The sequence below is a fragment of the Paraconexibacter sp. genome (genome assembly GCF_041602235.1).
Taxonomy (GTDB): Bacteria; Actinomycetota; Thermoleophilia; order Solirubrobacterales; family Solirubrobacteraceae; genus Paraconexibacter.
Map to the genome: position 1 here is coordinate 1 of NZ_JBFIGP010000093.1, position 12,491 is coordinate 12,491.

12 protein-coding genes are annotated in these 12,491 nt (G+C 73.3%); 6 read left to right on the forward strand and 6 right to left on the reverse strand.

Going from position 1 to position 12,491, the window contains the following annotated elements; all coding sequences use genetic code 11:
* Nucleotides 1-837 (forward strand): 3-methyladenine DNA glycosylase (locus tag ABYE80_RS09535; protein ID WP_372790045.1); only part of this gene is annotated, 837 nt, incomplete at its 5' end.
* A gap of 21 nt (nt 838-858) precedes the next feature.
* Here ABYE80_RS09535 and ABYE80_RS09540 read toward each other — a convergent pair.
* On the reverse strand, nt 859-1,488 hold the full coding sequence (locus tag ABYE80_RS09540) for a class I SAM-dependent methyltransferase (RefSeq protein WP_372790046.1): 630 nt from the start codon (nt 1,486-1,488) through the stop codon (nt 859-861).
* Nucleotides 1,489-1,625: 137 nt separating this feature from the next.
* On the opposite strand from ABYE80_RS09540, the gene ABYE80_RS09545 reads away from it, so the two are divergent.
* The 4 genes from ABYE80_RS09545 (at nt 1,626) to ABYE80_RS09560 (ending at nt 5,525) form a co-directional block, all read left to right on the forward strand.
* Nucleotides 1,626-2,300, forward strand: a complete 675-nt coding sequence (locus ABYE80_RS09545) for a hypothetical protein (protein WP_372790047.1) — start codon at nt 1,626-1,628, stop codon at nt 2,298-2,300.
* Nucleotides 2,301-2,444: 144 nt separating this feature from the next.
* A complete protein-coding gene (locus tag ABYE80_RS09550) occupies nt 2,445-3,821 on the forward strand; it encodes an HDOD domain-containing protein (protein WP_372790048.1) in 1,377 nt (458 codons plus the stop codon).
* Nucleotides 3,799-5,112 carry a putative bifunctional diguanylate cyclase/phosphodiesterase gene (locus tag ABYE80_RS09555; RefSeq protein WP_372790049.1) on the forward strand — a complete coding sequence of 438 codons (1,314 nt, stop codon included), beginning with the start codon at nt 3,799-3,801 and terminating at the stop codon, nt 5,110-5,112. Before ABYE80_RS09550 ends, ABYE80_RS09555 begins: the two co-directional genes overlap by 23 nt.
* Nucleotides 5,113-5,135: 23 nt before the next feature.
* Nucleotides 5,136-5,525: a VOC family protein gene (locus ABYE80_RS09560; protein WP_372790050.1), complete on the forward strand. Its 390-nt coding sequence runs from the start codon at nt 5,136-5,138 to the stop codon at nt 5,523-5,525.
* A 37-nt stretch (nt 5,526-5,562) separates the two neighbouring features.
* Here the strand turns inward: ABYE80_RS09560 and ABYE80_RS09565 are convergent, their stop codons facing one another.
* Together ABYE80_RS09565 and ABYE80_RS09570 are read right to left on the reverse strand one after the other, a co-directional pair.
* Nucleotides 5,563-7,659: an FAD-dependent oxidoreductase gene (locus ABYE80_RS09565; protein WP_372790051.1), complete on the reverse strand. Its 2,097-nt coding sequence runs from the start codon at nt 7,657-7,659 to the stop codon at nt 5,563-5,565.
* Nucleotides 7,660-7,711: 52 nt separating this feature from the next.
* Nucleotides 7,712-9,196: a DHA2 family efflux MFS transporter permease subunit gene (locus ABYE80_RS09570; RefSeq protein ID WP_372790052.1), complete on the reverse strand. Its 1,485-nt coding sequence runs from the start codon at nt 9,194-9,196 to the stop codon at nt 7,712-7,714.
* A 75-nt stretch (nt 9,197-9,271) separates the two neighbouring features.
* Here ABYE80_RS09570 and ABYE80_RS09575 point away from each other — a divergent pair, with 75 nt between their 5' ends.
* Nucleotides 9,272-9,952, forward strand: coding sequence for a winged helix-turn-helix transcriptional regulator (locus ABYE80_RS09575; RefSeq protein ID WP_372790053.1), 681 nt, complete (start codon nt 9,272-9,274; stop codon nt 9,950-9,952).
* A gap of 6 nt (nt 9,953-9,958) precedes the next feature.
* Here ABYE80_RS09575 and ABYE80_RS09580 read toward each other — a convergent pair whose 3' ends face one another.
* The 3 genes from ABYE80_RS09580 to ABYE80_RS09590 are packed head-to-tail and all read right to left on the reverse strand — an operon-like array spanning nt 9,959 to nt 11,942.
* The gene (locus ABYE80_RS09580) at nt 9,959-11,131 is read right to left on the reverse strand and encodes a zinc-binding dehydrogenase (protein WP_372790054.1); all 1,173 of its coding nucleotides are present in this window, start codon (nt 11,129-11,131) and stop codon (nt 9,959-9,961) included.
* The gene (locus tag ABYE80_RS09585; RefSeq protein WP_372790055.1) at nt 11,128-11,502 is read right to left on the reverse strand and encodes a DUF1330 domain-containing protein; all 375 of its coding nucleotides are present in this window, start codon (nt 11,500-11,502) and stop codon (nt 11,128-11,130) included. The genes ABYE80_RS09580 and ABYE80_RS09585 overlap by 4 nt, the downstream gene beginning before the upstream one ends.
* A gap of 41 nt (nt 11,503-11,543) precedes the next feature.
* Entirely contained in the window at nt 11,544-11,942 is a 399-nt protein-coding gene (locus tag ABYE80_RS09590) for a helix-turn-helix domain-containing protein (RefSeq protein ID WP_372790056.1), read from the reverse strand.
* Between the last annotated feature and the right edge of the window lie 549 nt (nt 11,943-12,491).

Here is a 12,491-nt window from a genome sequence, read left to right on the forward strand (position 1 = left end):
GTCGACGCCTGGACGGCGGGGCACCGTGCCCGATCGGCGGCCGGTGAGGCCCATCCCGTCGAGGACTTCCTGTTCACCTACTACTCCCTGCGTCCGTCCCAGCTGCGCCGGTGGCATCCGGGTGCGGACGTCGTGCTGCTCGGTGGCGCCGCGGCCGAGCGGCTCCGCTGGCGCTGGTACCAGGAGGTCCGCACGAGCGAGGGCGACACCGGCGTGGCCATCGACCTCGACGCCTACGTGGAGCAGCGCGGCGCGGCGGCGCAGCGCACCCTGCGCCTGCTGCGCGCCACCGCCGAGCGGGCCCCCCGCCTCGGCTGCTTCGGGCTGCACGAGTGGGCGATGGTCTACCGGGCGGACCGCCGCCGGCACGAGCGGTGGCCCCTGCGGCTGGGCCAGGCCGGCACCGACCGGGTGGTCGAGCAGGGCCCGCTGCGGTGCACGCACTACGACGCCTTCCGCTTCTTCACCCCCGACGCGCGGCCCCGCAACGACCGCGTGCTCGCACGCGAGGACCAGGTCGCGCGCGAACAGCCGGGATGTCTCCACGCCACGATGGACCTGTACAAGTGGGCGTACAAGCTCGGTCCCGTCGTGCCCTCCGAGCTGACCGCCGACTGCTTCGCGCTGGCCCGGGAGGTCCGTGAGCTCGACATGCGCGCCTCGCCCTACGACCTCTCGGACCTCGGCCTGACGCCCGTGCCGGTCGAGCTCCCCTCGGGACGGGCCGAGTACGTCGCGCTGCAGCGCGCGTTCACCGAGCGGGGGCAGGCGCTGCGCGCCCGGCTCATCGCCGTGTGCGACGGCGTCCTGCGCGGCGTCGGCGCGCCGCTGCGGTGACGGGGTCCTGCGGCCGCCCGGTCAGGCGGTCGCCGGCACGGCCGCGCCCGCGATCAAAGGCGCGACGATCGCCGGCATGCGCCGCCACCGCTCCTGGCGGACCGGTCCGACCTGGAAGCCGGCGGCGGCGAGCGCCGCGTGGGTGTCGCGGTTGCAGTGGCAGCCGTAGCCGAACCGCCGCCACGGCTCGTGCAGCCGGTCCTGCCAGCCCGCGAGCCGCGAGCTGTCCGCGCGCACGTGCTCGATGAACAGCAGCTTGCCGTCGGGCCGCAGCACCCGCCGGATCTCGGCGAGCGACGCGTCGACGTCGGTCACCGTGCACAGCACGAGGGTGGAGACCACCGTGTCGAACGCGTCGTCCTCGAACGGCAGCTCCTCGGCGGGCGCCAGCGCGACGACCGGCTCGAGCGGGAGGTGCGACTGCTGGCCCTGGAGTCGCTTGACCATCGGCTGTTCGGGATCCGCGAGCGTCAGCGACGTGACCGCCGGACCGTAGTGCGGGACGTTGAGGCCGGTGCCGGCGCCGATCTCCAGGACGGCCCCGGACGCCTCCGCCAGGATCTCGCTCCGCAGCCGCCGCAGGCCGGCGCGTTCCCCCCACGCCAGGAACGGGTCGTAGATCTGGGCGAACACGGTTCCGTAGAACGACATCGCCGGATCCTCGCGGGCCGGCGGGCGTGGCGTGCTGTCGCGTTCCCCAGAACGGGCCATCCATGTTGTGGGATGCCCCAGCCGTACGACTAGCCTAGGTGGGGCACCCCGGCCCCCCACCGCCCCAGGAGACGTCCATGCGCCTGCAGCTCGGCACGAAGGTCCACTGCACCGACGAGGAGTTCGGCGAGCTGTCCGACATCGTGATCGACCCGATCGGACGCAACGTCACCCACCTCGTCGTCCAGCCCCAGCACCAGCACCACCTCGCCCGCCTGGTGCCGATCGCGCTGGCCAACGCCGGCGACGGGCCCGACGCGGCGATCACGCTCAGCTGCAGCGCCGATCACGTCCGGCAGCTCGAGGCGGTCCACGAGTTCGCCTACCTGCGCATGGGGGATGCTCCGGTCGAGGACCCCAACTGGGAGGTCGGTGTGGAGGACGTGCTCGCGCTGCCGTACTTCGACTCGAGCGGGTTCGTGATCTCGCCGTCCCTGGACCCGCACTACGGAGTGACCTACGACCGGATCCCGAAGGGCGAGGTCGAGATCCGTCGCGACAGCGGCGTGGTGTCGAAGGACGACCACGACATCGGCAGGATCGACGGGTTCCTCGTCGATGGCGAGGACCAGATCACCCACATGGTGCTGCGCCGCGGGCATCTGTGGGGCGAGCGCGAGATCACGGTCCCGATCGGCGCGGTCGCCCGCGTCATGACCGACGCGGTGACGCTGTCCCTGACCCGTGAGGAGGTCGGTGACCTCCCCGCGGTCCCGGTGCGGCGGTGGCCCCTGCGCCGCGGGACGCACTGAGGGCGCGCGGCGGGCTCGGACGTACGTCCAGGCCCCTCAAGCGCCGTCCGCCGGGTCCGACTGCTGGAGTGTCGTGGCGCGACCCCGTTCGCGCCCGGGGGCAGGGCGGACCGACATGGAGGTCGGACGGTGACGTGGCTAGGCATGGATGCCCAGATGGATGCGGTGCGCACGTGCGCGGATGACCACCTCGCGCGACGGCTCACCGTGGCCGTCGCCGACTGCGAGAAGCTGCCGGTCCTCGACCGGGCGCTGCAACGGGTGCTGATCCTCGCCGACCGCGACGAGTCGACGCTCGCCGAACTGGTCGCCGCGCTGGAGATGGACCCGGGGTTGGCGGCCAACGTGCTGCGGTTCGCGAACTCGGCCGCCACCGGCGTGCGGATGCCGGTGCGCAACGTCCGGCAGGCGGTGACGATGGTGGGACGCACCAGCGTGCGACGCCTCGCCCTGGACTCCGTGGCCTACCGGTTCTTCGAGCGCGCCACCGGCAACGGCGGCGTGTCGCGCGGCGCGATGCACGTGCACGCCGTGCAGGTCGCGGGCCTGGCCAGCGCGGCGGCGGGCTACGCGGGCATCGGCACCGAGGCGCCCCACCTCGCGGGGCTCCTGCACGACTGCGGCAAGCTGGTCCTGCCGGTCGTCTTCGGTGAGACGGCGGTCGACGAGGTGGCGGCCGCGCATCCCGCGGGCTGCGGGCGGGCCCAGGCGGAGATGGACCGGTTCGGGACCGACCACGCCCATGCCGGCGCGCTGCTCGCGGCGGCGTCCGGGCTCGACGACGAGATCGTCCGCTCCATCGCCTGGCATCACGGAGGCGACACCACCAGCGTGGCCCCGGACCGCGTGACCGCGTGCGTGCAACTGGCCGACCAGGTCGTGACCGCCCTTGCCGGGGGCACGTTGGAGCGCAAGCTCTGCGACGCGGCCCTCGCCGTCCTCGGCCTGCCCGACGAGGCTCTCGACGACCTCGCCCAGGTCGCGGGCATGCCCCCGTCGAGCGACCCGGACGCCTCGCTGGCTCGGCGTGTCCGCGAGCTCGAGACGCTCGCCCTCACCGACGACCTCACCGGGATCGCGTCGCGCCGTTCCTGGCACGAGCAGGTCGGCGCACGGCTCGCGGCCGGCGAGACCGGCGGCGTCGTGATGCTCGACATCGACCACTTCAAGGAGGTCAACGACGCACACGGGCACCGGATCGGCGACGTCGTGCTCTGCGAGGTCGCTCGCACGGCATCCGCGGTGGGCCTGGCGGGGCGCCTCGGGGGCGACGAGCTCGCGGTGTGGGTGTCGTGCGACCCGAGCCACACGCGAGAGGTCGCCGAGCAGGTCGTCCGTCGCGCGCGCCGCGAGCCGATCGACGGCGGACCCAGGGTGACCGTCTCGGTGGGCGTCGCCACGACGTCCCGCAGCCGGGTGCTGGACGACCTCCTCGAACTGGCGGACAGCGCGCTGTACCAGGCCAAGCGCAACGGTCGAGACCGAGCGGTGGAGGGTGATGTACGACCGGCCGCCGCCTGACCGTCACGTCCCCGGGACGGGACGCGATCCGCAGCTCGGTCTCGCCGACCGCGCCGGGATCGAGCACGCGCTCGCGCGGATGCTCGAGCGCGGGCCGGCGACCGCGCTCGTGCTGCTCCCCACGCGCTTCCACGAGCTGCTGGCGGCGATCGGGCGATCCCGCTCCGACGCGCTGCTGCAGGCCCTCGCGGCGCGGCTCTCGCACGCCGCGGGCCCGGACGCCGTCGTCGGGCGCATCGCTCCCGCGTGCTTCGCCGTCGCGATCCCGGACGCGCCCGACGACGTGGAGCGCGTGGAACGGCTGATCGCCACGCTCGACGCCCCGCTCATCGTCGACGGCGTCCCCTATCCCGTCCGCGCGGCGGCGGGATCGGCGGTGGGCCCGCTCGACGGTGACGACGCCGGACAGCTGCTGGACCGCGCCGAGATCGCCCTGCACAGCGCCGACGGGCCCCACCGCCGCTATCACGAGGGCTTCGAGCGGGCCGCCCGCCACCGCCTCGCCGTGCTGTCGGACCTCGAACGCGCCCTGGCGTCCGGGCAGCTGCGCCTGCACTTCCAGCCGATCATCGACATCGGGACCGGGGCGGTGGACTGCGTCGAGGCGCTCGTGCGCTGGGACCATCCGGTCCACGGCGCGATGCCGCCCGGGATGTTCATCCCGCTCGCCGAGCAGACCGAGCTCATCGGGCCGCTGACCGAGCACGTCCTGGGACTGGCGCTCGACCACTGCGTGGCCTGGCGTGAGGACGGGCTCCCGCTCACCGTCGCGGTCAACCTCTCCGCGCGCAACGTCGTCGATCCCGCCCTCGCCGGCAGGGTCGGCGAGATGCTGCTGGTCCGCGGGCTGGACGGCTCCGCGTTGAAGCTCGAGATCACCGAGAGCGTCCTCATGGAGCGCCAGCAGGTGGCGTTCACGACGCTCGAGGCGCTCCGTGGTCTCGGGATCAAGCTCGCGCTGGACGACTTCGGGACCGGTTACTCGTCGCTGGCCTACCTGCAGGACCTGCCCATCGACGAGGTCAAGATCGACCGCAGCTTCGTCCGACTGCTGGGCACGTCGGAGCGATCTGCGGCGGTCCTGCGCGCGATCGTCACGCTGGCCGACGACCTCGAGCTCCGCACGGTCGCGGAGGGGGTCGAGGATCCCGCGACGCTGCGTCTGGTCACGACGCTCGGCTGCACCCTCGCCCAGGGGTTCCACTTCGCCCGGCCGCTCTCGCCGTCAGGGCTGCGGATGTGGCTCACCCGGCGTGCCGCGGCGCAGGTGAAGCTCCCCCTGACGGGGTGACCGGCGCGGGATAGGGTCGGCGCATGACCTCCTCGCCCAGCCTGATCACGGGCACGGACTTCGTGACCGTGCCCACCAAGGACCTCGACGCCTCGGTCGCCTTCTACCGCGACACGTTGGGCCTCCCGTGCTCGGTGCTCATGCCCGATCGCGGCTTCGCCGAGTTCGAGACCGGGAACCTGACCCTCAGCGTGGTGATGGCCGAGCGGTTCCCCTTCGGGTACCACCCGAACGTCAACCCGATCGCGCTGCACGTCGAGGACGTCGAGCAGGCCCGCGCGGAGCTCTCGGCGCGCGGCGTGGAGTTCACCGGCGAGACGTTCGACACGGGCGTGTGCCACATGGGCCTCTTCGCCGACCCCGACGGCAACGCGCTGATGCTCCACCACCGCTACGCGCCGCGGGCCGGCTGAGCACCGCGGTCGCGGCCGGCCCCGCGGACGCCGTCGCCTACCGCAGCGCGTCGCGCGTGAGCAGGAACGGCAGGGCCCCCACTCCCCCGCCCGGGAGGTCGAGCAGGCTCATGGCGAGCAGCCGTTCCGCGTCGAGGACCCGCACCTCGTCGCGGACATGGCGCCACGGCAGCGGTGCGTCGTCGGCGTAGGAGATCACCCCGCAGGGCCGCCCGTCGACCGCCGAGTCCGCGACGCGCAGCGCCATCGCCAGGCGCGTCTCCCCTCGCAGCACGTTGGTCCCGGTGATCCCGGAGCCGTCCGGCGCCCGGGCGAACCGCTTGCCCTGCCAGCCGGGCAGCCCCGCCCGTGCGACGCCGAGGGGCGCGACCGTGCGCAGCGACCGCGGGCCGAGGAAGCTCGCCCGCCAGTCGCCCACCAGGGCGTCGGGCTCCGGCGCGGGCAGCACCCGGTACAGCCGCCGCAGGTCCCGCAGACCACGGGGCAGGCGCGCCCCGGGCTCGGCCGGGGCGTCCGGCGCGACGGCCTCGGCGTCCCGCCGCGTCGGCCACGCGGCGGCGAACCGCTCGGCCATCGCGGTGATCGTCAACGACGGGTTGACGCCGACGTTCGCCGGGATCGCCGCCGCGTCGGCGACGTAGAGCCCGGGATGCCCGAAGACCTGGTGGTCGAGGCCGATCACCCCCTCCTGGGGCGAGCTGCCGATGACCGCGCCCCCGAGCACGTGCGCCGTGACCGAGACGCCCCCGACGCTCTCCGGCAGCAGGTTCAGCGGCGTGCCGCCGATCGACGCCGCGTAGGCGCGCGTGACCTCGTTGGCCACGGGCAGGTAGCTCGGGGCCTGGCGCCCATCGACCGCCCGCGAGCGCAGGACCCTTCGCCAGGGCCGGGCGGGACTCCGTCCCCAGACGAACCGCAGCTCGTTGTCGACGTGCTGCATGACCGTGAGCGCCGTGTAGCGCTCCTCGAAGCGTGGTGCGAGCGCGACCCGGAGATGCTCGACGGGGCGCGACGCGATCCGGGCCAGCGTGCGGAGGGCTCGAGGACCGGGCCGCGCGCCGTCCACGAGCGGTCCGACCTGGGGGCGCAGCACCCGAGCGCCGCCGAGGAAGCGGTTCTGCGTCACGTGGGTCTGGGGGTCGGGGTGGAAGTCCGAGGAGATCGACGGCCCCCGCAGCAGGTCGGCCTGCGGGTCGTCCGCGAGGATCCCCGTGACCGCCTCGGAGTTCGTCCGGACCCGGTGACCGAGCCTGGGTGAGACGTGCGGCAGCGTCCCGAGGTCGTCGCGGCAGGTGAAGAGCAGCTCGAGGGTGCCGAGCACGCCGGCCGCGAGCACGACCTGCCGGGCGCGGACCGGCGCTCGCCGCCCTGCGCGCCCACCGGCCAGCGGGTCGCGGCTGTGCAGCTCGTACCCGCCGCCGGGCAGCGGGACGACCGCCTCCACCCGGTGCTGCGGTCGGATCTGCGCGCCGCGTCGCTGCGCCAGGTGCAGGTAGTTCAGGTCGAGCGTGTTCTTGGCGCCGTACGGGCAGCCGACCAGGCAGCCCCCGCACAGCAGACAGCCGGTCCTCGCCGGGCCGTCGCCGTCGAAGAACGGGTCCTCCGACCGCACGCCCGGCCCCTGACCGAAATGCACCGCGAGCGGCACCGGACCGAAGGTGGACTCGGCGCCGACCGCGACCGCGGCGGCGCGCAGGTGCTCGTCCTGCTCACCGAGGTGGACGTTGGTGACCCGGCCCAGCATGCGTGCGGCCGTGGCGTAGTGCTGCCGCAGATCCGTCCGCCAGTCCGCCAGGCGCGACCACGCCGGATCGTCGAAGAACGCCTTCGCGGGCTCGAGCAGCACCGCGCCCCACACGATCGAGCCGCCTCCGACGCCCGACGCCCCGATGATGCCGACGTCCTTGAACGTCCGCTGCCAGAAGAATCCGCGCAGGCCGATCTCGGGCTGCCAGAGGTAGTCGGTCAGGCGGCGGCGGGCCGCGTGCAGGTCCTGCGGACCCAGGCTGCGTCCCGCCTCCAGGACGACGACGTCGTAGCCCTTCTCGGCCAGGCGCAGGGCGCTGACGGCACCGCCGAACCCGCTTCCGACGATCGCGACGTCGTGCACGTGGTCATCGTGGCGCTCGGACACGGCGCCGGACTGTACCCGCCCGGCCCCGCATCCTCAGCGAGGCGCGACGACCTCAGGCGAGGGCGTGGGCGATCGCCTCGTCCCGTGCGGGCAGGGCCTCGCCGTCCGCCCCGGCGTGCTCCGCCGGTCCGCCGCCGTCCCGCAGCACGGCCACGGCGATGGCGATCGCGGCGATCACGAGCACGCCTCCGACGACGTAGGCCAGGTGGTATCCGGCGTTCAGCGCGCCGAGCGACGGCACGACCGCGGCGGAGACCGCGTCGGTCCGCGCGGTCGCGACGGTCGCAAGCACGGCGAGGCCGATCGCCCCTCCGCCCTGCACCGTGGTGTTGACCAGGCCCGACGCGAGCCCGGAGTCCTCGGGTGTCGCGCCCGACATCGCGAGCGTCATCAGCGCCGGGAACGACAGGCCGTTGCCCAGGCCCATCAGGACCATCGTGGGCAGGAGGTCGGTCACGTAGTTCCCGTCGATCGGCGTCCGCGCGAACAGCAGCAGGCCGACGGCGTTGCAGGCCAGGCCGGGGATGAGGATGCGGCGCGGACCGAAGCGCATGATCAAGGTCTCCGCGAAGCGCAGCCCGAGGATCGCCATCACCACGGTCGCGGGCAGGTAGGCGAGCCCCACCTGGAGCGGGTCGTACCCGAGGATCCGCTGCATGTACAGGGCGCCCAGGAAGAACATCGCGAACATGCCCGCGACGAGCAGCGCCATGATCGCGTTCGCGCCCGAGACGTTGCGGGAGCGGAAGATGTGCAGCGACATGAGGGGGTTGCTGATGACCCGCTGGCGCTGGAGGAACGTGCCGACGAGGGCGATCGCGATCAGCCCCGGGAGGACCGTGGTCGGTGCGCCCCAGCCGGCCTCCCCTCCCTGCAGGATCGCGTAGACGCCGAGCATCATCCCAGCGGTGATCAGGACGGCGCCGGGGATGTCCGCGCCGCGGCCGAACCCGAGCCCGGGCCGGTCCTCGACGAGGCGCAGCGCCATCACGAGCGTCGCGATCCCGATGGGCACGTTGATGAGGAAGATCCAGTGCCAGTTGAGGGCATCGGTCAGGATCCCGCCCGCGAGCAGCCCGATGGATCCGCCGGCGGACGCCACGAAGCTGTAGACGCCGATCGCCTTGGCCTGCTCCCGCGGCTCGGGGAACATCGTGATGATCATCCCGAGGATCACGGCGGAGGCCAGGGCGCCACCGACGCCCTGCACGAACCGGGCCGCCACGAGGAGCTCCTGGCTCGGCGCGAGGGCGCACAGCACCGACGCGAGGGTGAAGCCGACGAGACCGACGAGGAAGACGCGGCGCTGACCGAGCAGGTCCCCGAGCCGTCCGCCCAGCAGCAGCAGGCCGCCGAAGGCGATCAGGTAGGCGTTGACCACCCAGGCCAGGCCGCTCTGCGAGAAGCCGAGGTCGTCCTGGATCGACGGCAGCGCGACGTTCACGACCGTCGCGTCGAGGACGATCATGAGCACGCCGGTGCACAGCACGTAGAGGGCGACCCAGCGGGTCCGGTCGGTGGTTCCTGCGTCAGCCATGCGCAGTTTGTAGCAGATGAGTTGGTTTTTCCAACTGCCGAGTTGGAAGAACCAACTGTGGGTAGACTGGACGACATGACCAACAAGCGCTGCTACGGGGACGCCTGCGGCATCGCACGCGCGCTGGACGCCGTCGGCGACCGCTGGACGCTGATGGTCGTGCGGGAGCTCATGCTCGGCCCCAAGCGCTTCACCGACCTGCGCCGGGCCCTCCCCCGCGTCGGTCCCGACGTGCTCGCCCAGCGGCTGCGCGACCTCGAGGCCGGTGCCCTCGTCGTCCGGGACACGCTGCCGCCCCCGGCCCACGCGCAGGTCTACGTGCTCACGCCGAAGGGGCGCGCGCTCGAGAACGTGCTCGTGGAGCTCGGCCGCTGGGGCGGCGCCAACGCCGATCCCCCGACACCCGGCATGTCGATGAGCGAGGACGCCCACCTGCTCTCGCTGCAGTCCCTGTTCGATCCGGCCCTGGCCGAGGACTTCGCCGCGACGATCACGCTCCATCTCGGTGAGTCGGCGTACCACGCGACCGTGTGCGACGGACGCATCACCGTGGCTCGCGGGGCGGCTCCCGACGCGGACGCCACGATCCACACGAGCCCCGAGTCGCTCATCGCCGTCGCGCACAAGCGCTGCCGCTGCACCGACGCGATCGCCGACGGGCAGCTCCGGATCACCGGTGACGAGGACCTGGGCGCGCGGTTCCTGCAGCTGTTCACGCTGCCGAGCCCGGCCGCGACCGACCTGCCGGCCGCGTAGCCGCGCCTACCGGCCGACCGGTTCGGGCTCGCTCGCGGAGCTGCGCGGGTCGACGAGGATCTTGGCGTGAGCCTCCGGGTCGCCGAGCGCCGTGAACGCGCTGCTCACGCCATCCAGCCCGACCTTGCCGGTGATGAGCGGACGCGGGTCGACCTTGCCGTCGGCCAGCATGTGTAGCGTGTCCCGGAACTCCAGGGGCGTGTAGCCGATCACGAAGCGCAGGTCGATCTCCTTGTTGATCGCCATCGCCGGCGTGATCTGATCGGCTCCGACGCAGACCCCGACCACGACGACGCGGGAGAACAGCGGCGCCTCCCCGATGATGCTGTCGATCACGCCGGGCACGCCGACGCACTCGAAGATCACCGGGTGCTTGGGCTCGATCCCGAGCGTGTCCACGAGCCGCCAGGCGTGCCACCAGCCGACCGGGAGGCGCCCGAGCTTCTCGGTCGTCCCGACCGCGAGCTCCAGCACGGCAGGGATGCCCTGGACGTGCCCCTTGCTCGGAGCCGCCGCGAAGGGCGACTGGGCCGCCGGGTCGACGACGACGTCCGCACCGCAGGCGGTGGCCAGCGCGCGACGCCCGGGCGAGTAGTCGCTGGCGACCACCGTCCGGACGCCCTTGGCCTTGAGCATCAGGATCACGCCGAGGCCGATCGGCCCGCAGCCGATGACGATCGCGACGTCCTTCCTGCCGACGTCCCCCCGTCGCACCGCGTGCCACGCCACGGCCATCGGCTCCGTGAGCGCCGCGATGTCGGGATCCAACCCGTTGGGAACCGGCAGCATCAGGGACTCCTGCACCAGCATCTGCTCGGCGTAGGCGCCCGGAGCGTGCACCGACAGGCCGGTCGTGTCGATGCCCTGCGCGTTGCGCAGCAACGGCAGCGCCACGACGGGCGTCCCGGTCGGCAGCGACCCCTTGGCTCCGGGGCCGTGCTCGGCGACCTCGCCGCAGAACTCGTGCCCGAGGACGATCGGCTGGTCGGAGCGGCCGAACCGGTCGTAGCCGGCCTCGGCGGCCATCTCCGCCCAGTCGTCGATCCCGGTCCGGGCGTGCAGGTCCGATCCGCAGATGCCGCAGCGGGTCACCTGGATGCGCACCTGGCCGCGCGCGGGGACGGGCTCGGGCAGGTCCTGCACCCCGAGCTCGGCGTGCTGGCAGACGACGGCCCTCATGCGCCCAGCACCGTCCCGGCGCACGGGATCAGCCGCGAGTCCACGAGCGCACCCGTTCGGTGATGCGTGATCGCCTGGTACTCGGGGTCGCCGACCATCTCGAGGAACCTCGCTCGTGACGGGTACCGCACCACGGCGGCGACATCCCATTCGGGCTCCCCCGGCCCGATCAACGCGGTGTCGCACGCGCCGCTCCACACGATCTCGCCGCCGACGCGCCGCAGGTGCGGGGCGGTCGCGGCGGCGTAGGTCGCGTAGGACTCGGCGCCGCCGTCGGGCTTGAAGCGCAGCAGGTTGAGCATGAACACGGGCATGTCGTCGTCGCGCTCCGCGAACGCGGAGACCTGCTCGCCGGTGGGATCGATGTGCATGGGGCGCAAGCCTACGCGGGGCGTCGCCGTCGTCGCATCGGCTACGCGTCGCGCACCGCGTAGCCGCGATCGAGCTTGGCGAGGTCCCCGGCCTTGGTCATCTGGGTCAGCTTGGCGGCGGCAGAGCTGCGGCTGAGGTCGATGCCCTTGGCGACCTCGCCGGCCGTGGAGCCCGGATGCTCCGCCAGGAACTCCAGGATCTCCCCGCCCGTGTCGCGCTTGACCGCGCGCGCGGTCGCGCGACGGGAGCTCGCGCGCCGGGCCGTGGCGCGCCGCTTGGACCGCAGCGGCACCTCCGCCGGGTCGACCTCCGACGGCGCGATCTGGCCGGCCTGGTGCTCGCGGAACTGCTCGATCTGCCCGTCGAGCCAGTCCAGGCGCTTCTGCACGTCGGCGCGCTCTGCCTCGAGGGTTTCGATGATCTGCGCGATGCGAGGCATTGCGGGTCTCCTGGGTCGACGGACGGGATCGTGCTCATGACGAACGTACCGCGCCGGACGGGGCGCGACCGCTGCGGGCCGGTCGGTCTGCGATCCTCCTCGCGTGCCAGCACGCCAGCGCGCCGCACGTTCTCGCTCGCAGCGGAGACCGGCCCGCCCCCTCGCGCTCCTCGCGCTCGCGCTGTGCGCACTTGCGACCGGGATGGTGTTCGGCAGCGGTGCGGACGAACCGGGACGCGAGCGCGTCGCGAGCCCAGGGACGACCGCTTCCGCCGCGTCACGGACGACAGCACCCCGGAAGGACCCCGCACCCACGCAGGTGGCGGCATCGACCGACCCGCGCGACCCCGCGTCCTGGCCGCTCGAGGGCGCGAGCGCGATGTCGGCCCGCGTCCCGATCCTCATGTACCACGTGGTCGGGACGCCGAAGGCGGGCACCGCCTACCCCGACCTCTGGGTCACTCCCGAGGCCTTCGAGGCCCAGATCGCCGCGCTGCGGCGCGCGGGCTACGTCGGCGTCACCCTCGGCGAGGTCTGGGACGCGTGGAA

What these genes read in the sequence shown, in the direction of transcription:
- ABYE80_RS09580 (WP_372790054.1), bottom strand. Translation starts at nt 11,131, where the DNA reads ATGAGGGCCGTCGTCTGCCAGCACGCCGAGCTCGGGGTGCAGGACCTG.
- ABYE80_RS09585 (WP_372790055.1), bottom strand. Translation starts at nt 11,502, where the DNA reads ATGCACATCGATCCCACCGGCGAGCAGGTCTCCGCGTTCGCGGAGCGC.
- ABYE80_RS09545 (WP_372790047.1), top strand. Translation starts at nt 1,626, where the DNA reads ATGCGCCTGCAGCTCGGCACGAAGGTCCACTGCACCGACGAGGAGTTC.
- ABYE80_RS09550 (WP_372790048.1), top strand. Translation starts at nt 2,445, where the DNA reads ATGGATGCCCAGATGGATGCGGTGCGCACGTGCGCGGATGACCACCTC.
- ABYE80_RS09540 (WP_372790046.1), bottom strand. Translation starts at nt 1,488, where the DNA reads ATGTCGTTCTACGGAACCGTGTTCGCCCAGATCTACGACCCGTTCCTG.
- ABYE80_RS09570 (WP_372790052.1), bottom strand. Translation starts at nt 9,196, where the DNA reads ATGGCTGACGCAGGAACCACCGACCGGACCCGCTGGGTCGCCCTCTAC.
- ABYE80_RS09555 (WP_372790049.1), top strand. Translation starts at nt 3,799, where the DNA reads ATGTACGACCGGCCGCCGCCTGACCGTCACGTCCCCGGGACGGGACGC.
- ABYE80_RS09590 (WP_372790056.1), bottom strand. Translation starts at nt 11,942, where the DNA reads ATGCCTCGCATCGCGCAGATCATCGAAACCCTCGAGGCAGAGCGCGCC.
- ABYE80_RS09575 (WP_372790053.1), top strand. Translation starts at nt 9,272, where the DNA reads ATGACCAACAAGCGCTGCTACGGGGACGCCTGCGGCATCGCACGCGCG.
- ABYE80_RS09560 (WP_372790050.1), top strand. Translation starts at nt 5,136, where the DNA reads ATGACCTCCTCGCCCAGCCTGATCACGGGCACGGACTTCGTGACCGTG.